At 44.1% G+C, this 24,026-nt stretch carries 7 protein-coding genes; 5 read left to right on the top strand and 2 right to left on the bottom strand.

The genetic code is table 11. From position 1 onward, the window contains the following. Positions 1-17: 17 nt before the first annotated feature. The gene (locus tag ACZ41C_RS07175; RefSeq protein WP_138256656.1) at positions 18-533 is read right to left on the bottom strand and encodes a Cif family virulence factor; all 516 of its coding nucleotides are present in this window, start codon (positions 531-533) and stop codon (positions 18-20) included. A 262-nt stretch (positions 534-795) separates the two neighbouring features. Between ACZ41C_RS07175 and ACZ41C_RS07180 the strand changes: the two genes are divergently transcribed. Together ACZ41C_RS07180 and ACZ41C_RS07185 are read left to right on the top strand one after the other, a co-directional pair. Continuing rightward, complete coding sequence (locus ACZ41C_RS07180; protein ID WP_464565179.1) at positions 796-1,368, top strand: REP-associated tyrosine transposase; 573 nt, start codon at positions 796-798, stop codon at positions 1,366-1,368. Positions 1,369-1,565: 197 nt separating this feature from the next. Beyond that, positions 1,566-2,513 carry an SPFH domain-containing protein gene (locus ACZ41C_RS07185; protein WP_138256655.1) on the top strand — a complete coding sequence of 316 codons (948 nt, stop codon included), beginning with the start codon at positions 1,566-1,568 and terminating at the stop codon, positions 2,511-2,513. Positions 2,514-2,666: 153 nt separating this feature from the next. Here ACZ41C_RS07185 and ACZ41C_RS07190 read toward each other — a convergent pair whose 3' ends face one another. Beyond that, a complete protein-coding gene (locus ACZ41C_RS07190; protein WP_464565181.1) occupies positions 2,667-4,355 on the bottom strand; it encodes a glutamine--tRNA ligase/YqeY domain fusion protein in 1,689 nt (562 codons plus the stop codon). 222 nt (positions 4,356-4,577) lie between these two features. Between ACZ41C_RS07190 and ACZ41C_RS07195 the strand changes: the two genes are divergently transcribed. The 3 genes from ACZ41C_RS07195 (at position 4,578) to ACZ41C_RS07205 (ending at position 24,010) form a co-directional block, all read left to right on the top strand. Beyond that, positions 4,578-6,824: a T9SS type B sorting domain-containing protein gene (locus ACZ41C_RS07195; RefSeq protein ID WP_464565183.1), complete on the top strand. Its 2,247-nt coding sequence runs from the start codon at positions 4,578-4,580 to the stop codon at positions 6,822-6,824. A gap of 8 nt (positions 6,825-6,832) precedes the next feature. Beyond that, the gene (locus ACZ41C_RS07200; protein ID WP_464565185.1) at positions 6,833-9,055 is read left to right on the top strand and encodes a PorP/SprF family type IX secretion system membrane protein; all 2,223 of its coding nucleotides are present in this window, start codon (positions 6,833-6,835) and stop codon (positions 9,053-9,055) included. 402 nt (positions 9,056-9,457) lie between these two features. Then, the gene (locus tag ACZ41C_RS07205; protein WP_464565187.1) at positions 9,458-24,010 is read left to right on the top strand and encodes a T9SS type B sorting domain-containing protein; all 14,553 of its coding nucleotides are present in this window, start codon (positions 9,458-9,460) and stop codon (positions 24,008-24,010) included. Positions 24,011-24,026: the final 16 nt, after the last annotated feature.

The following is a 24,026-nucleotide window of genomic DNA, read 5'->3' on the forward strand; positions in this document are numbered from 1 at the left end:
AAAGTACAAAATTTAGATTACTCTACCTGCGAAGACGCCAATTCCCGGTACAATTTCCATTCTCCGTTAACCTTTTTCAGAAGTACCAGAAAGGTATCGCCCATTTCATGAACGGTACCGGTTTCATCCGTGTAAAAAGTTCGGCTAACCCCAAAATCATAGGCCATGGTATCGGATAGGATGACGGTTTCCTTTGGGCTCATGATGATACTGTCATAACGGAACTTGTTACCGTGTTGTTCCCTAAGTTTTCTATAGGCGTTCCAATCTTCACTCCCCGGCCCTATGGAAATAAGGTCCTTGGTCACGAAACTTCCTAGATCGCCATAGCGCTTTTCTCGTACGGTCTTTTGAAAGGAATCCCGCATATCCTCGATCTTATCAAGCTCGGCTTGTACATCGATTTTAGGAACGGCTTGATCCGTTTCCGCAATAGCTGAAGTACTGTCCTTACAAGACCCTAAGAGAATAAAAACGGTGGTTAACAGAAGAAGGAACGCAGCGAGTGGGGCTTGGAACGGGCAATTTTTCATTTTGTCGGTTTTTAGATACTTAATAAGATAAGAAAACAAGAAGGATATGAATAGAATACTTTACAAACCAGTAGGATTTCTGTGTAACCGGTCCAGAAACAAAACGCACCACAATTATGTAACGAAAGGTTTATTTTAAGGTTGGCCCCCGCTAGCGCGAGCGTCACGCTCGTGCCGTCAAGAATAAATGAAAAGGATATACATTGGAAATAAAGAAAGAACCACAATATGGATGTTGTGGTTTTTGTATTTTTAGAATTCAATGAGCAGAAAATATAAGTTTCAAAACCCTACGGCCGCCTACTTTGTAAGTTTTGCAACAGTCTATTGGTTGGATGTTTTTACAAGACAGGAATATTTTTCAACTTTAGAAGAGGCGGTAAACTACTGTAGAGCTGAAAAAGGGATGGAGGTCTTTGCATACTGTTTTATGCCTAGCCATGTGCATTTCGTTTTCAGGTCAGGCAAGGAAGACCCTTCCGGTCTATTAAGGGATTTTAAAGGTTTTACTGCTAAAAAATTGATAAAGGCAATTGAAGACAACCCACAAGAAAGCAGAAAAGAATGGTTGCTTTGGATGATGGAAAGGGCGGGGAAGCGTAAAAGTAACGTGGGTAAAAGACAATTCTGGCAACAACATAATAAACCAATAGAATTATGGAGTGGTAAAGTAATAAAACAAAAAATAGATTATATACATAACAATCCTGTTGAACAGGGCTTTGTTACCAATCCTATAGACTGGAAATATAGCAGTGCTAGAAACTATGCAGAAGATGAAACGGTATTGAAAATTGATAATGAAGGTATGCACCTGGGCATGATGGAACAATGAATGAAACTAAGCAATGTCTTGGGTTGGACACGAGCAAGATGCTCGCGCCAGCAGGTGAACTGGTCTATAAAGCGATTAAAGCAAGGCTGCGCAAAAAAGTACTGCCGAATGAAATTTGTAACAAAACGAACACTAAGGGTACTCATAAAAAGATACGATTTCGTACATTCATCCAAATTAACTTTAAACAGGTTATCATGGGAAACTTTATTTTAATACCGATTGTAATAATTATTGGGCTGGTACTATTTTCTCTAGCTTTTATCGTAAAACAACAAACGGCCGCAGTTATTGAAACCTTTGGAAGGTTTAGCAGCATCAGGCATTCTGGGTTACAATTTAAAATACCCTTCGTGCAGCGCATTGCCGGAAGATTGAGCTTAAAAATCCAGCAATTGGACGTTATCATAGAAACGAAAACCTTGGACGACGTTTTTGTACGGCTAAAGGTTTCCGTGCAATACATGGTCATCAAGGACAAGGTCTATGACGCGTTCTACAAATTGGATTACCCGCATGAACAGATAACTTCCTATGTTTTTGATGTGGTACGTGCCGAAGTGCCCAAAATGAAACTGGACGATGTCTTTGTAAAAAAGGACGATATAGCACTTGCGGTAAAGGCAGAACTGAACGATGCCATGCTGGAATACGGCTTTGACATCATAAAGACTTTGGTAACGGATATTGACCCAGACCCACAGGTGAAAGCTGCCATGAACCGAATCAATGCCTCCGAAAGGGAAAAAATCGCAGCCCAATTTGAGGGTGATGCCGCCCGAATCCTTATCGTTGAAAAGGCCAAGGCAGAAGCGGAGAGCAAGCGATTACAAGGGCAGGGTATTGCAGACCAGCGACGTGAAATTGCACGGGGTCTAGAGGAATCTGTGGAGGTGTTGAACAAGGTGGGCATCAACTCCCAAGAAGCCTCCGCTTTGATTGTGGTGACTCAACATTACGACACATTGCAAAGCATCGGGGAAGAAACGAATACCAATTTGATATTATTGCCCAATTCGCCTCAAGCCGGTAGCGATATGTTGAACAACATGGTCGCTTCCTTTACGGCCAGTAATATGATCGGGGAGCAGATGAAAAAAAGTAAGGACACCAAGACTATTGATAAGGGCAGAGCAAAAGAGTAAATCTAAAAAGGCGCGGTAGATTAATCACCGCGCCTTTTAATTTAAATATACCACTTGATTTAATCTTATTCATACACGCTTTGGACCAGTATTGGAATTATTGGTGCACTGGATTTGGAATTTTTAATTCTTACGTGTTTGTGTGTGGTTGATTTACTCCGCTTTCTGCTGGATCTTGGCCCAAGAATCCCTAAGCCCAACAGTCCTATTAAACACAAGTTCTTCTTCAGTAGAATCTTTGTCCACACAAAAATAACCCATACGCTGAAACTGAAAGCGATCACCAATCTTCGCCTCTTTCAAACTTGGCTCCACAAATCCCGTAATGACCTCTAGGGAATTTGGATTTATAAAATCCATAAAATCCTTGTCCTTTTGGGTATCTGGACTTTCATGCGTAAACAAGCGGTCATACAATCGTATTTCAGATGGAACGGCATGCGGTATGGACACCCAATGCAAGGTTCCCTTGACCTTTCTTAGGCTTTCTGGGTTGGCGCTTCCACTTTTGCTTTTGGGGTCATACGTACATTGCACCTCAACAATATTCCCATCGGTATCTTTGGTGCAACTTTCGGCCTTTATAATATAGGCGTTTTTCAAGCGCACTTCGCCGCCCAACTTCAAGCGGAAAAACTTTTTGTTGGCCTCCTCCTTAAAGTCGTCCTTCTCAATATATAATTCCCTTGAAAAAGGAACTTGCCTAAAGCCTAACGATTCGTCCTCCGGACTGTTTTCTGCCTCCAGCCATTCTTCGGGGCCCTCTGGATAATTGGTGATGACCACCTTTAAGGGGTCTAGAACACCCATGACCCTGGGGGTCGTTCTGTTTAGGTCTTCGCGTACATGGAATTCCAAGAGGGAAACATCGATTAGATTGTCCCTTTTTCCGATTCCTATGGTATCGGCAAAATTACGGATGGACTCAGGCGTATACCCCCTTCTTCGCATCCCGGAGATGGTAGGCATTCTGGGGTCGTCCCATCCTGTGACTACTTTTTCGGCGACCAATTGTGCTAGCTTTCGCTTACTTACTACAGTATGGCTTAGGTTTCTTCTGGCGAATTCACGCTGTTTTGGTCGTAACATTTTGGGATCGTACACTTGGTCCAAAAACCAATCATATAGCTCTCTATGGGGCAAAAATTCCAAGGTGCAAAGGGAATGGGAAACTTGCTCTATGTAGTCGCTTTCACCATGCGTCCAGTCATACATGGGATAAATACACCAATCGGTATTCGTTCTGTGGTGCGCTCTGTGCAGGATTCTGTACATGATTGGATCCCGCATAAGCATATTGGTATGGGCCATATCGATTTTCGCCCTCAGCACATGCGAACCTTCCTTGTGTGCCCCGCTTTTCATCTCTTCAAACAGGGATAGGTTTTCGGCAACGCTTCTGTTTCGAAAGGGACTATTTGTTCCGGGTTGTGTTGGGGTGCCCTTTTGCACCGCCATTTCTTCGGAAGTCTGACTGTCCACATAGGCCTTGCCATCCTTGATGAGCTGAACCGCCCAATCATACAACTGCTGGAAATAATCGGAAGCATACCGTTCGGTATCCCATTCAAAACCAAGCCAGGAAACATCCTTTTTGATGGCGTCTACGAACTCTTGCTCCTCCTTGGCCGGATTGGTATCGTCAAACCTAAGGTTTACAGGGGATTGATACCGAAGGCCTAAACCAAAATTTAGACAAATGGAACTCGCGTGGCCTATGTGTAGGTAGCCATTGGGTTCGGGAGGAAACCGAAAGCGTAAATCGCTCTTGGAGTAACCATTTTCCAGATCTTCCTCTATGATCTGTTCAATAAAATTCAAAGACTTGGATGTCTCGCTCATGTTGTATTTTTTCAAGCTACAAAAGTAGCAAAATTGCCGCAAAACCTAAGATTAAAAAAGGTTCACCTTGTACAAAATGCGTTTCACAACAAAAATGAATCGGCCTACAACAATAAATACCCTACGCGCGTTATTTGTGTCATATTTGTTTTGAGTACCAAAGGTTTAAAGTGTTTGACCTACAACATCACTATCATTTGGGGCACAAAACCACACATCACTATGAAACAAAATTACAAATCTTACTACTTGACCACCCTCCTTGTGTTCTTGGGTTTCCTACAGCTTTCTGCCCAGGCCATTATCATCAATGCACCTGAACCTGCGGACAATCCCAATCTTGCCGGTAATTCCGTTTGGGGGTATATCTGCGCAGGTAATGGGGGCTTTAACGAATACTTTGTGAACGTTACTTGGGCAGGCACGGCCAATGCCGGCAACGAGTTCATCTTGGAACTATCAGATGCCAGCGGCAGCTTTTCAGCACCTACTGAATTGGTTACGGTAACGGATAAAAATACCGTGAACGACTTTGATGTAAGTTTTTCCATTCCTACGGACACTCGAGGTCTTAACTATAAAATGCGGGTTCGAAGTACCGATCCGGTAAAGATTGGAACAGAATCCCCTGCTTACAACATGTTCTACATGGACATCACCAACAACCTGAACATTAGCGAACTTGGGGACGGTGTACCCCCGGGAAGTGTTTGTGCTACAGGGCCAATTACACTTCAGGTAGATAATATTCCGAATCCTGAAACCTACCAGTATATTTGGTATAGAAGCGGAACCTTACTTACAGGAGAAACTGGCCATACCTTGACCGTTTCCCAAAGTGGTATGTACAACGCCTATGTGGATTATGGCCCCAATTGTACGGGTTCCGGAAATACGGATTCCAACATTGTGGATGTTACCATTGGTGGTACAGGTTCTGGTATTGCAATTAATTCACCAAGCAAAACGGTACTCTGTCCAACGGATTCTGAAACTTTGTCCATTGACCAAACCGATGCGGCTTGGAGCTATCAGTGGTACAAGAACGATGTTGCCATTATGGGCGCCATCGGAACTACCTATACCGTTAATGGAGGTGTTGCGGGATTTGAAGGGGATTATGCGGTTGAGATTTCAGGGACAGGTATCTGTACCGAGCGTTCTGCTCCAGTTACAATGAGCAATCCGGGCTCATATTCAATTACTAGGATCAACCCGGAAAACGTGGTCTTGCTTCCAACGATACCTCAGACCTTATCCGTCGCTACCGATGCAAGTTCCCCAACCTACAAATGGTTTAAAAACGGTGGGGAAATCGCGGGTGAAACTACCAGCACATTGAACGTTACCGAGGCAGGCAACTACTATGCCCAGGTTACCGAAACAGGGGGAAGTTGCGGCAGCACTAGCAAAAACTCGGAAACTACGGTTGTGGTTACACCGGCGTCTTTTGAATTGGTATTGGATTATGCAGGAAATTATACTTCCTGTGTTTCTACAAGTATAGTGCTGGAGGTCGCGACGATTAATGCGGTTGCTTCGGATGGAACAAAAACAGACGTCACGGAAGATCTTAGGAATGCCTTTGCCTATCAGTGGCAAAAGGACGGGTCTACCATATCCGGTCAGACAGGGAATTCCATCAGCATCGCCTCCAATTTGGAAAATGGAAGTTATACAGTGAACGCAACTATCGATACATACAACGAAACATCAAATGCCTTAGCCGTGCAATTATTGACCGGTGATACAGTTACTATTAGTAGTACAGGCACGGTCTATTGTAGCGCTAGTGATTTGATAACCTTGAGTGCTTCCTTGGATTTGGCCACTGAATCGTTTGAATGGCAATTGGACGGGAGTATGATAAGCACTACGGATACGAACCTAAATGTTAGCGCAACGGGAACATACCGTTTGGTTTTGAATCGTGACGGATGTGAATTGATTTCTAATGAAGTTACGATATCTCCTTTGGACGAAAACCTAATCAGTTTGGAGCCGGCCGGTAACATGGTCATTCCAGATGGAACTACCAGGACGATTACTGCTTCCGGCGGAACAGCCTATAGATGGATGGATCCCAACAACACGGAAATTAGTACTTCGGACAGGGCTGCCATTACCGAACCAGGAACGTACACGCTGATTGCAAGTATTGGGAATTGTGATATTGTGAGGCAGTTTGAAGTGTCCATATTGGATACGTTCAAAGTACCCAATGTCATTACCGTAAACGGTGACGGAATCAATGACCAATGGGTAATACCCAATTCCTACTCCAATAGGCCCGATGTAAACGTAATCATATACAATGGCCAAGGAGAAGAGGTGTTAAATGAGTTTGACTATAAAAATAATTGGCCCCAGACCTCAACGGCATTTACCAAGCAGAACATGGTGTTTTATTATAAGATTCGAAATGCCAACGAGGTGCTGAAACAGGGCACAATCACTGTAATACGCTAAAACCAAACATGCTACCTAAAACACGTATACTACTATTATTTGTACTTCTTGCCCTTGGGTTTTCTAAGGCCCAAGCGCAGGAAGACAATCTTTATTTTGGGTACGAGGTACCTTCCCAAAACCTGTTGAAATACAATCGGTTTTTGATAAACCCAACATTTTCTACGGTACGGGAAGACAAATCGTACATCAATTTATTGCACAGGAACCAATCGGTACAATTTGACGATAACAACCAAAACTATTTCTTGAGTTATAGTGGTAGGATCAGCGACCGTACCGGTTTAGGATTGAGTTTGTATACCCAGCGTTTGGGGGCATTGAGTAACTATGGTGTTTTGGCAAACTACGCCTACGGAGTAAAACTGAGCGATAAAAGCAATTTTACCTTTGGGGCCAATCTTTCCTATTACAATAGTGGTTTTGACGAAGGCCGTGCAACAACGGTAGAGGAAGATCCATTTTTGGCGGGATTCCAGGACCAGAACCTTTTATCCTTTCAACCGGGATTTAACCTATCCTACGGAAATTTTGATATTGGTGCCTTTGCAGAAAACCTATTCGATTATAATTTAAAAACAAGTGAATCCCTTACGGATTTTAGTGAGAAAACCTATTCCGGACACCTGCAATATACCCATCAGTTTAAAAATAGTTCTGGAATTCTGGAAGCGGGGCGTTTGATGCCGTTGGCAAGGGTTCGAATGGATGGAGAAGAGGATAACATCACCTTAGGGGGAAGCTTAATTTTGGACCTTCCAAAAATAGGTTGGATCCAAGGTGGTTATGATAGTTTTTATGGAGCTGCGGCCGGGGTAGGGTTTAATCTGAACCAACGGATTTCTTTGGGGTATACCATGGAAAAAGGCTTGTCCAACAACTTTGACAATTTTGGACTTACCCATGAAATTTCCTTTGCCTATTCCTTCACACCGAACCTTACGGAGGATAGGGTCATGTTGGAAGATGATTTTGAAGACGAATTGGTTAAAAATGATTTAGAACCGGAGAACATTGCTACGAATGATGAGATTGAGGAGCTGAAAAGGAAATTGGCCGAAAACGATGCCATTATTGAAGAGTTGATGTTTCGGCAGGATTCCTTGGAGGCCAATAGACAGGCAGACCTGGAACGAAGGTTCAATATGGTTATGAAAATGGTTAGGAACGAAACCAATGGCGAACGTCCCGATTTGGAACGCAGGGCCGAAGAAATCTTCAGGGGTGACGAATCCGATGTAAAATTGGCATCGGCACAAAATACTCGGGAGCGAGAAATAAAACCAGCAGAAAATACCAATCGGAATACATCGGCCCAAGACGCCTTGGCCACCAATGTAAATGCCGCTTCAAAAGCCATGGATGATGTGACAAAAAGCAACAATTCGTTAGAAGAGAAAAGTACATCCAATGCCATAGCGAATACCGAGGTGTCCAGAACGAACCGACCAAAGCAGGAAATCAGTCGGGAAGAAACCAAAAAAGACGTGCTGGCATATACCCCTCCACAGAAAAATAGGGTAAACCAGGAACAGGAAAAAACAGTGGTTCTGGAACGGGTGAAAAGCAGAAAGTTCAATGACCTGCCCAATGTAACCGATGGTTACTATGTGGTGGCAAATGTTTACAAGGGTGGTCAGTATCTGGACAAATTCTTGAATAGTTTGGATGCCAAAGGAATAAAGGCGGATTATATTGACAACCCCAACAATGGATTGAAATACGTGTATTTACAGCGCTATGACACTTTTGAGGAAGCAGTTGCCGCCCACGATTCAAATTTCAACGGAGCCTATGACGGCAAGACTTGGATCATGAACGTTGAGAACAGGTACACCAACGAAGCCTATGTGAACAATGTAAACAAGTTAAAGGAGAAATCTTCCAAATACGATACGGACGTACTTCGTAAAAATGTAGTACAACAGGATAGATTGGCTGCCAACGGTACGGAACCTGAAAACTACGAAATTGATGGTATCGGGTCCGGTTACTATATCATCGCCAATGTTTTTGCAAACCCAAAAAACGCCAATAGGTTTGTGGCGCTTTTAAATTCCTACGGACTCAGCGCCAGCTATTTTATCAATCCCAAAAATAATTGGAGGTATGTTTACTTAAAAAAACATGACTCCTGGACAAATGCCCTAATATCCTATTATTCTAAATTGAACGATGCCTATGATGAAAAAATGTGGATTATGAGGGTTACCCCCGGGCAAGTGGCATAGTTAAAAGAAAAACACAATTAAATGGACCAAGAAATTTTTCTTGGTCTTTTTTTTGGAACAAAATTTAACGGCGAAAGCCATCTGTTTTCAGTAAAGGAGAATTCTCAATCGGAAGGATTTAAACCATTCCTAAACTAAGAATAGTTTTTTTCTATACCCACCAAAGAAACCTCGTTTAAACCTGATTTTTCTTAAAATTTCTAGATGTTCCATGGGTCATAAATACCATAAAACAGGGAGATCTCATTTCACATACCCTCTGCAAACCACTTTTCACAACATATAGCTTTCAGACCACAACAATAAATTTCAAACCTTCCTAGTATGGACAATCTTTGTTATTGGCATATTCTGTAGTGATTTGTAATTGAATCCCTCGAAGTGCTTTTAGAACATAGTGCTATGACCAAACAAACTACCTTTTTGGAGTTTACCGTTCCAAATATTAATATTAGAATCTCTTTATTGAGGGTTTCATTGTTTCTGATTTTTTTGGTAATCGGAACTTTTTCAACTTTTGCACAGGTAAAGAACAATTTTGAGGTAAGGTATTCCGCGGATATTAGGGGTGAACTAACCTTTGCAGGCAACAATATTGTCAATAGACAAACCCAAGAGGAAACAAGACAGGAGTGGCAATTCATTAATGGAAGATGGAGAAGGGTAACGGTTACGATACCCGCTACTTCCCCAAACGACCCGTATAATTTGACTGGTAGTTCGTCTGAGTACAATGATAACTTAGACATGCAATACATTGACGTGGATAGCGACCCTAGTACATTTAGTTCTAGTAGTGCAATTTTAACGGTTCCAGATCCTACATGTTCCTTAATTCGATATGCAGGTTTATATTGGTCCGCCGTCTATGTAAATCCAGATCGTAGTACTATTGATCAGATTAGGTTTAGGGTACCGGGCGGTGCTTACCAAGACATTACCGCCGATGAAATTTTATTCGACGGGAACGGTGATGCAGATTTTGGTTATTACAGTCCATATGCAGCATACAGGGATGTAACGAGTATACTTACTGCATTACCGGATCCAAACGGAGAATATACGGTGGCAAATGTTAGGGCCAGTTTGGGAGGTGGTATTTCTGGCGGTATTTCTGGTGGTTGGAAATTGGTTGTGGTTTATGAGAATCCAAATCTTCCCGGCAGTAGATATATCACCACTTTTGATGGATACGCAGGAATTGCATCTGGACAAACTGTTGATATACCGGTAAGTGGGTTCACCAGTTTACCGGCTCCTTTTCCTGTAAACGCCAAAATTGGTGTTGCTGCTTTGGAAGGGGATAATAGGATATCAGGCGATGGATTGGCTATCGATGCCTTTGGTGGTGGCGTCTTTACACCTTTATCCAATACATTAAACCCAGCTACAAACTTTTTCAACTCAAATATTACTCGTTACGACGCATTGGTTACAGATAGAACCCCCAATAGTATCAATACCTTGGGTTGGGACATAGATCTTTTTGAGATAAACAATCAATTCAACAATGTCATACCAAACGATGCCACTAGTGCCGTATTGAGGGCAAGTTCCTCTCAGGACAAATATGATATCTTTTTTACGTCGTTCGATATAGAAATTATCGCTCCAAATATTGTTTTGGAAAAACGGGTTAACACTCCTGGCGGTGTGGACATTACCGGTCAGGGAGTTAATTTGGGCCAAGTTTTGGATTATGTACTATCCTTTCAAAATATTGGGAATGATGATGCGGACAATTATACCATTCGAGATGTCCTACCAATAAATGTTTCTCCGCCTGACGGCAGAACAGACTTTATACCATCTGATTTTGCGTTACCTCCAGGGGTAACTTACGTATATACACCTGCTTCAAGAGAAGTTATTTTTTCGATTCCAAATAATCTGGTAGAAGAGGATGGACCTGAATATTCTATTAGAATGCGGGTTCAGGTTGCAGAAAACTGTTTCGATTTTATTGATGCATGTTCGGATTTGATTCAGAATTTGGCCTACTCCTCGTATCAAGGAGTTGAAAATACCGCTATGGTTACAGATGACCCCAGTGTAACGGACTTCAATGCTTGTGGTTTTGTGGTTCCTGGAGCCACAAACTTCCTATTGGATGACCTTTCGGACTGTAATTTTCAACGCACCGTAGAACTATGTGGAAGTTCGGCCATATTGAATGCCGGAGATGGCTTTGACGAATATGTATGGGTAAGGGACGATAACGGAAACAATCAATTTGACGCGACCGATACGGTCATTACCGATGGTGACCCGGATAATGACCCAAGCACCATCGTTGTTACGCAGGTGGGTACTTATATCGTGGACAAGATAGTAGCAGACCCTTGTAAGGGGTTCAAGGAAATCATTACGGTCACTCCCTATGGAGCAGGTTTGATACCCAACCCTATAATTGAGTTGATGAACGCCGTCAATAATGATACGGATCCTTACAACGATATCGCCGGTGAAATTGTTCAATGCAGTGTGGACAATGCCATGTTGCCCAAGTTGTTTCTATGTGGCGCTGCGGACACAAAGGAGTTACAAATTAACATTATTGATGCACAATCCATTGTTTGGGAACAGCTGGACGAAGGAAGCTGCAGCCCTTCTGGGGACGATTGTGCCAATAGGGCCTTGACCTGTACCTGGAACCAAGTGGCAACCGGCAATACCTATACGGCGAATACGGAAGGCCAGTTCAGGCTTTCTGTCACCTATCAAAATGGGTGTACCAGTCGCTTCTACTTCAACGTATTTAGAAACAACTTGGACATCCAGTATACCAAGGAAGACATCATTTGTGCCAATCCCGGAAACATCACGATCACCAATTTGGGGAATGGCTATGGGTACCAATTGGTAAATGACTATACGGATACCGTCGTGGTTCCTTTCAGTGCCAACAATGGGCCTAGTTTTGATTTTAACACGGGTGAAAATGGCAGTTATGTGGTGGAGGTTACCCAGTTGGACCTAAATGGAGATCCTATTGACAATGCCTGTATTTTTAGGACTCCGGTCATTGGAGTTTTGGATAGGGACGTAACTTTTGATGTATCCCATACGGACCCCAATTGTATATCACAGGGAAGTATCAACATTCAAATTAACAATGCCGAGCCCAATTATGAATATGAACTTCGTTTGGACGATGGTTCCAACGGTGGTCTAGGGACCTTGATCGATGATGAAACCGCGCAGATAGACAATGATTTTACCTTTTCCGGCCTGAATGCAGGAAACTATATTGTTATTGCCCGTACCCAAGATGGTTGTACCCATTCGGAGCAGGTAACCCTTGTCGACGGCAATGATTTGGAAATAGAGGCGCGGGTCTCACAACACATCACCTGTAGGGAAGGAAATATTCTCATGAGCTCCACTGGGGGCCAAACACCCCATAGATACGCTATTTGGTCCTATGAGGACGAAACGGGTACTATGGTTACCTCCTACCCAACACCCCAGGATATACCTGCGACCGAATTCCAGTCCAGCCAAATCTTCGATATCTATAATCCCGGTGATTACACCTTCGTGGTGGTAGATCGAAACAATTGTTTTGCATTTTCCAACACGGTTACTATTGAATTTAGACCGGCAGCCGAATTTTCAGGCGCTACCATTGAAGACCAAGCTTGTTTTGGCGATGCTTCGGGGTCCATACAGATGAATCTTTTGGACGATAATGGCTACCAACTTACGTACTATCTATTCGATATTGACATTCCACAAATCGATGTGATCAACGATAATTTTGATATCAACGATGCGATTGCCGCCAATGCTTCTGGTTATTTTGGAAATTTGATGCCAGGCGATTATACCATTGTGGTCAATATGCGTAAAGGAAGCGCTGCCTGTAACTATCCTTATTATCATACGATTAGTGGTCCCGCAAATGCTTTATATGCGGAATCGGCATTGGTACAAGATTATAGCTGTTTACTGGATGGCATTATAGAGGCCCAGAATGTATCCGGAGGAACGGCACCTTACAGCTATAGTATCGATGGAATAAACTTTATTCCCGATTCGACCCCAAACCCACATCGATTTGAAAATTTAACCGCCGGTTCCTATACCGTATCGGTTAGGGATGCTGCGGGATGTGTATATGCCACAACTCCAATAATCATCGACCCAACGGACCCTCCAACGGATATTACGGTTGTTGAATCCCAAATAACCTGTCCAAGTGGTACGGTAGATTTACAGGTTACCTCAATTGGGGGGACCGCTCCTTTGACCATTCAGATTGTTGCCCCTTCAACGATAGCACCGGATGCCACTCTAGGAAATACGGCCGACTTTAACGGTTTGGCCCCGGATACATATACCATTAGGGTAACGGATGCCGATGGTTGTTTTTACGAAGAAAACCATACCATAGCACCTATTGTACCTATTACCATGAGTGGTATCACGGTAACTCCCGTTTCCTGTTTTGGTGCGACCGATGGTACGGTTCAGTTCAACGTTAATTATCAAACCGGACAAAATTTCACCTATACCGTAACCGGACCTTCCGGAACTGTTGCTACGGGAGGGGTTCAGGCCACAATAAGCCTTCCCAACCTGGGCTCGGGCAATTACACCTTGGACATTTTGGATACGGATACCAATTGTACGTACAATACGACCCATACCTTGGAAGGACCTCCATCGGCATTGACGGTAGCTGCACCTATGGTAACGCAACCCACGTGTTTGGACGATGGTAGTGTAATCGTTGCTGCATCGGGTGGATGGGGAAGCTATGAATATACCCTTTATAATCCGGATACCTCGCTATTCGGCACCAATACGAATGGCGTATTTAATGGATTGACCCAAGGAGGCACCTATACGGGCACCGTTACGGATGCCAACAATTGTGCGGTACCCTTTACTTTTGATATAAACCCGGCAACCGCTCCTGTACTGGCAGTAACGCCCAATGATTTCTGTTACGACGATGCGGTTGGATTGACGTTAACAGCCAATGTTACATCAGGAGGCGATGGTAATTTTGAATATAACATCAACGGAGGTGGTTATAGCACATCAAATCTGTTTACAGGCCTTGCTCCTGGAACGTACACCATCAATGTTAGGGATGGAAATAGCTGTACGGATACCCAAACGATAACAATCGATCCAGAACTAAGTGTGATTGCAAGCGCAGGGAATATTGCTGCTTGTGCTACGGACACAGAAATTGATATTACGGCCGCCGGGGGCGACGGAAATTATGTATATGCCGTTGTTGTTGATGGGGTAACCCCAACTGACGGAGATTTCGCAGCTATAAATCCTGTAACAGTAAATGCACCAGGGGATTATGATGTGTATGTTCGAGATAACAACGGAATCACAGGATACTGTGAAGCCAGCTATGATATCAATATTGTTCAGGATGCACCTTTGGCCATTTCAGTGTCCAATACACCAATTCTTTGTAGTGGGGAAAACCAAGCAACCATAACCATTTTGGCAAGTGGTGGGGAAGCTCCTTATCGTTATAGTATAAATAACGGAGCAACCTATCAAACATCCAACACCTTTAATAACCTTGGTACAGGCAATTACAATATCAGGGTAAGGGATGCAAACAATTGTGAAGTAAGCCTACTACACTCCATAACAGAACCGTTCACATTGTCGGCATCCGCTGCGGTTACCCAGCTGATCGAATGTAACCCAAGTACCGGTGCTGAGGTAAGGATTACCAATGTACTAGGAGGAACGGCACCATATTCCTACAGTTTTGACGGAGGATTGTCCTATGGGGCGAATGCCATTGATTATTTATTGGCAGGTACACATACGCTATACGTGCAAGATGCCAACGGTTGTACTTACCCAATGTCCGTAACAATTGATCCGGCACCAACACCTCCCAATGTTACCTTGACCCCAACGGTCGATTATTCCTGTGATGGAACAGGTATCGTAACCATAGGAACGGACGATCCTAGTTTGGATTACACGTATAGCTTGAATGGGACGCCAAATACACCTGCAGATTCGAATATTTTCACCAATGTTCCTGTCGGCACCCATACGATTTCGGTAGATTATATCAGTAATGTGGCTCCTTCTCCGAGTGTTTTATTACGTGAGGATTTTGGTGTTGGTGCGCCAACCAGCATTACGGAAATAGACCCATTATTCTGTTTTGAACCTCAAGACGGAAGCCCAAGTAGTTGTCCTAGCTTTGGTACGGACACCCATATACAGGACGGGGAGTATTCTGTGGCAAATACCATTGTGAACCCTTATACATGGTTGGTACCCAACGAACAATCCGGAAACCCAAATGGTAGATACCTTGCTATAAATATTGGTGGGGTCGCCGGTGTAAATGGTATTGTTTATGCCAAAAGGGGAATCGAAGTGGTTCCAAATAGGGACATTACCATTTCCATTGATGTTTTTAATCTCAAATTTGTTGGTTCTACAGGGGCTGATGCCAATCTGGATGTTCAACTGGTAAACTCATCGGGCACGGTCATAGCAAGCATACCCACAGGTAATATTCCAAAGAGTACGGATCCTGATATCTGGGAAAATTACAACATCACATTAAATCCAGGTGCGGAGACAAATTTGGATATAGTAATAAGGACCATTGGAACTGCAACTGCAGGAAACGATGTTGTTATCGATAATATCGTCGCGACACAACTTCCGGAACAATGCCCACAAACGGTAACCATAGATGTAACTGTTGAACCGGGCAACGCATTTGAGGCCTCCATTGTTTCTGCCATGGATGTTACCTGTAATGGAGATACGGATGGCTCCATTTCTTTTGACGTAGATAATTTTGGTACTGGTGGTTTTGAATATAGTTTGGATAACTTCACTACGATATTGGGAAGCTCCACAACCTCTCCACAGACCATTTCCGGTCTTTCCGCGGGGAATTATACAATTTCTATCAGGGATGTGGACAACCCCATTGCAGGTTGTACGGTTATTTTAAATCAGGCCATCAACGAACCGACCCCTGTGATAGCTTCGGCAACGATCAATAGTCAGGCTACTTGTACGGATGGCGGAGTGATCATTGCATCGGCTACGGGTGGCACCCCCAACTACAGCTATCAACTGGAAGATGGTGTCGGAGGCATTATTGCAGGTTTTGATTTTGCCACCAATGGCAGCAATACCACTTTCAGCGGACTTATCCCGGGCGATTATTTGGTGCGTGTGCGTGATATAAACAATTGCGAGGATGTAATCGATGCCCCGCTCACCATAAACCCAACGGACCCAATCGTGTTTACGGCAGAACCCACAACCTGTTATAGCGGAAACAACGATGGTGAAATTGTTGTGAACGTTACCAGTGGAAATGGCGGATATCAGTTTAGGATAAACGGCGGCCCCTGGTTGGCTCCAACACCAACAACCGCCACTACATATACTTTTGGCAATCTTTCCGCAGGTTCTTTTGATATTGAAGTAAGGGATGCCCTAGGATGTCCTTTGGCACCCAATACCCAAACGGTAACGATAAATCCCCAATTAACTGCCAATGCGGTTCTAACGAGCGATTTAACATGTTTGATGGATGCATCCGTTACGATAAATGCTAATGGAGGTTCAGGAACATACGTATATGAATGGTCCAATGATGGGGGAACCACCTATTCCAATTCGAACTTTGCCGGGAACGTATTTACGACCAACCTATTTGGGAACTTTGTATTTAGGGTCACGGATACCTCTGCGCCCGTAAATTGTGTGGTGGTAACCAATCCTATTACGATTACGGAAGCGCAAACTCCTGTAATTGCCAATGTAGTTCCAACGGATATATTATGTAATGGTGAAAGCACGGGCTCCTTGGATGTTCAAATAGATACTTCCGTGGGCGTACCTCCTTATGTAGTCAATGTAGAGGAAACTTCTGGCCCTACCAATTATGGAACCCAGACCACAGGTTTACCAGCGGGCAATTATGAGGTGACCATTACGGACAGTAAAGGTTGTGTTTCCGCTCCATTTCCGGTAACCATTTCTGAACTTAGCCCTATTGTTTATACTACCTCAGACGTGCCAATTACTTGTGATGCTGGTTTGGGAACCACAAATCCCGGTGAAATTTCCATTTCAGGGGTTTCGGGTGGAACGGCGGAGTATACCTATATTTTAACGGGTAATAATGGGATTCCTACACAAACCCATATCACAACACCGGGTACAAGAGACCATACTTTTACGGTATTGGAATTCGGTATTTATCAAATTGATGTAGTGGATGCCAACGGTTGTGCTTCCTACACGACCGAAATCATAGCCTCACCACCCAATGACCTGGATATTGATGTATCTACGGCCACGGTTGATTGTTTGGTAGGGGGAACGGCCGTAGTATCTGTTGGTGCTGCCGTAGGAAGTGGGAACTACGAATTTGCCATTTTGGAAACGTATTCGGCTCCTTATTCCAGTAGCTATCAGGCTCCGGATGTTCTTGGAGGCTTTACTTCAACGTTTACCGGACTTACACCTGGCATCACGTATACTTTTGTGGTTTTCGATTTGACCACCAATTGTTATTATTTTGAGGAGGCCGCTGCACCCATCAACACGCCATCATCCATGGTGGCTACGCTTGACGCTGTTAATAACGTAAGTTGTACAGGTTCCGCAGATGGTAACATATCCTTTACTTTTTCTGGGTTTGATGTTGCTGCTACCGATGTACAATATGAAGTTTTCAACAGGCAATCCAACATAACAACCGGGTATATGGGTACATCCAGTGTAAACCCACCCAGTTCCGTTACGGTAAGCAATTTTGCGACCTTGCCTCCAGGGGAATACTATTTATTGCTTACGGAAGTGGGCGGACCCAACGACGGTTGTTCCGTAGATGGAGGTACTTTTACGATACGAGAATCCGCCTTTGCGCTGGATTTGGATGTCGCCTCTCCACAAAACGACAATTGTAACCTCAACGCGGGCATCATTACCGCAGCGGGACGAAACGGAACGGCTCCGTATGAATATCAATATTTACTGGATACCGCCCCTGCTCCTTTGGCAACTGATGCGGGATGGATAAATAACACCACAGCAAATGTAGAAGCCGGTGATTATATCGTGTATGTTAAGGATGCTTATGGTTGTATTTTCCAAAGGCCTATCACGGTATTGGAAGATCCAAGTCCAATAATTAGTTTGAGTATTGTTGATGAATGTGCCGATGAGGGAATGTTCCAAGTAAGTGTAACCTTGGATAATCCATTGGTAGCTTCGGCCCCTTTCCAGATAAGGGTGAATGGAAATGCCTTCCAAAACTTTACCTTTGATGTCAGCAACCAATACTTGGTAACAGGCCTTAGCTCTGGTTTGGCACAAACTATAGAGGTTAGGGATGTAAATGGATGTTCAGTAACTGAAACATTTGATATTCAACCACCCTTACAGTTCAATGCTACGTTGACAACCTTATTGGATTGTGAGGTAGTTCCTGCCAACAATGCGGAAATCACAATCAATGTGACCGCGGGATCTGGTTCCTACGATTATGAAATTGATGGCCCCGGAGCAGTGGACCAATCAAGAACAGCAATGGGCGGTTCAAGTATCACATGGACAGGTGCCAGTATTGACGGCAACTATACTGTAACGGTATATGATACAAGTACGGCGATACCCAATTGTTTGGGCAGCATCGTGGTCAATGTTCCGCCAGCGGTACTACCAAACATTAGTGTTTCCAGTTTTACGGATGTTACTTGTAACGGGGCCCATGACGGATCCATAACCGTAACGAGTACGGATGTGGGCACCGGACCTTATTCCTATGAAATAATTTCCGGACCTGGAAGCAGTGCCACATTCCCTATTGCACCAACGACCAGTACGGCCACAAGGGCCACGTTCCAAGGGTTGGAAGGTTTGATTGCTCCAGGAATCACCTACACCATTAGGGTTACTGCAGCCAATGGTTGTTCAATGGACATCACTCAGGCAATTACAGAGCCTGAAATCATCACCAATGTGAATGCATCGGTGGTTGAATTTGCCTGTACGGTTGGAAACAACGAAAACAACGCAACGATTACCATAGATACTTCGGCAATTACAGGTGGTTCAGGAACTTACGTGAGGTATGAATTTATAGAAGAGGACGACCCGAACACGGCACCCATAGAGGCTCCGGTAGTTGTTCAATCTGGAACGAATCCCGTGTACACTGAAACCGATTTTGCTGGTGGAAGCTATACCATTAATGTGTACGATAGCAACGGCTGTTTAGGCTCCACGACTGCCATTGTAAATCCGTTTGACGAATTGATATCCGCTTCGGTCAGCATCACGAATACGGTTACATGTACCCCAGGAAACGATGGTGAGTTGACCATGAGCGTGGTATCTACTTTGGGCGACCCATCTAGATTTGAATATAGCATAGACAACGGTTCAAACTATCAAGCATCCAATGTTTTTGGAGGTTTGGCAGCAGGGCCCTACACCATTTTGGCAAGGCACATCGATACAGGCTGTATCATCTCGGCTTCAGAAACCTTGTTGGAGCCTAACACTTTTACGATTAATGTGACCAATGTAAGCGATGTGGAATGTTATGGAACATCAACAGGTGCGGTCAATTTCGAGCTTGTTGATGCTATCTATCCTGGCGGATTTACCTGGACGATTTATGACACCAACGGAACCTTGGCAAATACCGCCGATGATATTTTAGTAACAACAGGCAATGAGGCCACCAACGGTCCAACGGCCGACATCAATTTACCGGCAGGAAGTTATTATGTATCAATTGCACAGGACAACAACCCATTCTGTGTAAACACCGAAGCGTTCACCATTGCCGGGCCCAGTATGGCCATTAGTGGAGCAATTGCAACAATGGACATTACCTGCGTTCCTGGCAACGATGGTAGTATAGAAATTATCAACGTTCAAGGTGGATGGGGAGGTTATACCTATTATATAGGTGTAGCAGCACCTACCTTGCCTACGGATTATACAGCATCTCCAATGTTAGGGGGACTTTCAGCTGGAACGTATCAGGCTTGGGTAAGGGATGCCCAAGGTTGTGAGCAATTGATAGACAACACTATTGTGTTGGTAGATCCTACCCCAATAACTGCCAGCTTACAGGTAAATCAGGAAAACTGTACCAATTTGGAAGGTGAGATTGAAGTATTGGCATCAGGAGGCCAAGGGTCCAACTTTACCTATCAGTTGGTATTGAACGGCTCTAACTTCCGTGCTTCCCAGAATACGCCTATATTCTCTGGATTGGGCGCCGGCAACTACGAGGTAATGGTTACCGATCAGTGGGGATGTAGCGCGACAACCCCGGCCGTTTTACTGTACGAGGAAATGAATTTGTCAACGACCGTAGACAAGCCAATCGACTGTACCCTTAATCCAGGTGGCGAAATCACAGTTGGTGTAACGGGGGGTTCCACAAACCTAGAGTTTGTTATGACCACACCATCAGGTACAATAGTCACCCAATCAACAGGTATTTTTACAAATCTAACTGAAATTGGAATTTACAATTTTGTAGTTAGGGACTTGGATACTACGAATCCCGTATGTCAGAAAAGTATCTCACAAGCGCTAGTTGCTCCAATAACGCCCGTTTTATTGGATGCTACCATAATCGACGTAAGCTGTGAAGGAGGTAGTGACGGTAGTTTAAGGGCTATTTTAGACCCAACTACCGATGGAAATCCTAACTATCAATATGAATTGATTGGGGTAAGTGCTGGAGCTCCAAATAGACCATTACAAAGCAGCCCTTTGTTTGATAACCTACCGGCAGGAGACTACCAAGTGAGAGTGGTGTCCGGACTAGGTTGTGAAGACATCAAGAACGAAACGATAACGGAACCACAACCTTTGGTCATTAGTGCTTCTGCTACCACATTTGATTGTGCTCCGGATAACAGCATCAATACGGCTGTGGTAACTATTACTGTGGAAGATGGTGCCGCGACCCCTGGGGTTCTTTCGGGAACGGGGCCATACTTATACAGCTTAAATGGTATTACCTATCAATCAGCCAATACATTCAATATCGCTGATAACGGGACGGTGCAAAATATCACGGTCTATGTTAGGGATGCCAATGGATGTATCGCAACGGATTCCGTCATCATTCAGCCTATCAATAGGTTTACGACATCGATCGCTACAGATGTGGACATCACCTGTACAAATGATGAAACGGTTACCATTACGGTTTCAGACAATGGTTTGGCGCATACGTATACGTACGAGTTATTGCCTATTGGCAATACAAATGCAGTACAAACAGGGTCTACGGCCACCACGGCTACTTTTGACCTATTGACAACAGGTTCCTACACGTTTAGGGTAACCGATGTAGATACTGGATGTTATTTTGATACGCCCGCCTACAATGTAGAACCGTATGATTTCATTAGGGCTACAGCCACTGCAGTTACTCCGGTTACGTGTTTTGGTGATTCCAATGGTGAATTGGAAATAAACATCACAGGATATACTGGGAACTATAATTATCAAATATTCGATGCTGCAGGTAACCCTGTAGGCGGAGTGGTGAGTACGGATACCTCCGTTAACCCTAGGGTTGTTGGAGGTCTTTCAGGGGGCAATTATTACGTCACCATTACGGAAACGGATGTGCCTTTCTGTTCCGAAGACACTAACATGGTCACCATAGCTTCTCCGGATATGGCACTAACGGCAACTGCGGACATTCTTTCGCAGCCAACATGTACAAACGATAGGGGCGAAATTCGTGTAGTTCCCCAAGGTGGATTCGGACCTTATACCATTTCCATCACCAATGGAACCGATGCGTTTACTGAAAACAATGTGTATGCAAATGTGTTCAACGGTCTTTCCGCGGGTACCTATGACATTACGGTAACGGACCAAGCAGGTTGTCCTTACACGGACTCTGTGGTACTTGACCCTGCCACACCCATAGTTGCAAATGCCACTCCATTAGTGACCAATTTGGCATGTTATGGCGATATGGGCGCTACGGTTACCGCAAATATAACAGTTGCCGGAGGAAGCGGTTCTTATGAATATATCTTGAACTATATTGATGCGGACGGAACGACGATTCTTTTCTCTACGGCGTCGCAACTAAGCCCCAATTTCAACGATTTGGGAGCAGGCATCTATAGTATAACGGTTACTGATGGCTGGGAATGTGACGTGACTACCAACACGGTAGAAATCATAGAACCTACTCCGGTAAGAGCTCAATTGATACGGACCGATCCATTGACCTGTGCTACCGGTGCGGAGTTTGAACTTACCGCTACAGGAGGAAGTGGAAGCTACGAGTACAGTGCGGACGGTATCACATTTATGCCTATGACAAGCAATCCAATGGGATTACCTGCAACTGGAACACTAGGAGCGGGCACCTACCAGTACTTTGTAAGGGATGCTATCAACGGTTGTGATGCAGTTCAATCGAATGCAATTACGGAAGACATGATCGACCCATTGGTGCTGTTGGTGGACCAATCTGCTGCCTATATCAATTGTACGGGCGAAAGTACAGCCATTATCTATGCCGATGCTTTTGGAGGGCTTGGCAACTATCAGTTCGAGTTGTTTACCGATGCTTCCTTAAGCGTTGCCTCAAGAATTGCCGGTCCAACATCCATTGGCGAATTTAGAAATCTGCCTGCAGGCACGTATTATGTCTCTGTGACAAGTGAGGATTGTACCACGTTGCCAGAGGAGGTTATCATTACGGAACCTGTTCCATTGACCTATGTTGATGAGGTAATCAATGTAACTTGTGAAGGGGAAGGAAATGGTAGTATAACGGTAACGCTTTCCGGGGGTGCTGGAGGATATCAATACGCGATTTCCCCCAACTTGAACCAGTTCGACACCGTGAATACGTTTACAGATTTGGAACCGGGAGATTACATCATAATCGCCCAAGATCAGAATGGATGTTTCGAGTATTTGGAGTATACGATTACCGAACCATCTATGTTAATGGTGAATGCTACCACTACTCCTGAAATTTGCGTGGACAGTCAGGATGGAACGATTTCATTGAACATCACGGGAGGTACAGCTCCATATAGCACGGCGTTGAATTCCAACGATGATGCGGATTTTGTTCAGGGCAGGACCTCTTTTGTTGATATGGCCGCCGGCAACTATTTGATATTCGTTAGGGATGCCAATGGCTGTGAGACCAATGTGGTCGTGGATATAGAACCAGGTGTAAACCTTAACGCCACGGTTGAGCCTATTTATGTGTGTACGGGAGACCTTCCGGACAATTACGTGAACATCACCTTGGAGGATGAAAGCCTCATTGGGGATGTGATGTACGCATTGGATAGTACGGATGCTTCTGCGCTGCAACTCAACCCAGACTTTAGGAACATTGCTCCAGGAAACCACTATATCACCATTGCGCATTCAAATGGCTGTTTGGTTACGGTAGACTTCACCATTGAAAGTTTTGAACCTTTGACCCTGCTACTTGAACAACGAAGCCTAAACGAGATAACGGCAATTGCCGAGGGAGGTAGTCCAGAATACACCTATTATTTTGATGGTGTTGACAATGGAAACGACAATACGTTCTACATTATGAGGACGGATACCTACGAGGTTAGGGTAGTGGACCAAAACGGATGTGAGATGATTGCCAGCATCTTCATGGAATTCATTGACGTCGATATTCCTAACTTCTTTACTCCAGATGGTGATGGTGAAAACGACTTCTGGATTCCAAAAAATATTCAGCAATTCCCAGATATACTAATAAAGATTTATGACCGTTATGGTAGAGTAGTTTCAAGACAGGCCCATGATGCAAAGGGATGGGATGGAAGATATGAAGGCAAGGAATTGCCAACCGGAGATTACTGGTACGTCATTCAATTGAACGGGGAGGAAGATAGTAGGGAATTTGTTGGCCATTTCACTTTATATAGATAAAACTTAACCTAAATAC

This window comes from Maribacter sp. C-4077, from assembly GCF_055378385.1.

Coding starts and splice junctions, on each gene's coding strand:
- ACZ41C_RS07190 (WP_464565181.1), bottom strand. CDS start 4,355: ATGAGCGAGACATCCAAGTCTTTGAATTTTATTGAACAGATCATAGAG.
- ACZ41C_RS07195 (WP_464565183.1), top strand. CDS start 4,578: ATGAAACAAAATTACAAATCTTACTACTTGACCACCCTCCTTGTGTTC.
- ACZ41C_RS07175 (WP_138256656.1), bottom strand. CDS start 533: ATGAAAAATTGCCCGTTCCAAGCCCCACTCGCTGCGTTCCTTCTTCTG.
- ACZ41C_RS07205 (WP_464565187.1), top strand. CDS start 9,458: ATGACCAAACAAACTACCTTTTTGGAGTTTACCGTTCCAAATATTAAT.
- ACZ41C_RS07180 (WP_464565179.1), top strand. CDS start 796: ATGAGCAGAAAATATAAGTTTCAAAACCCTACGGCCGCCTACTTTGTA.
- ACZ41C_RS07200 (WP_464565185.1), top strand. CDS start 6,833: ATGCTACCTAAAACACGTATACTACTATTATTTGTACTTCTTGCCCTT.
- ACZ41C_RS07185 (WP_138256655.1), top strand. CDS start 1,566: ATGGGAAACTTTATTTTAATACCGATTGTAATAATTATTGGGCTGGTA.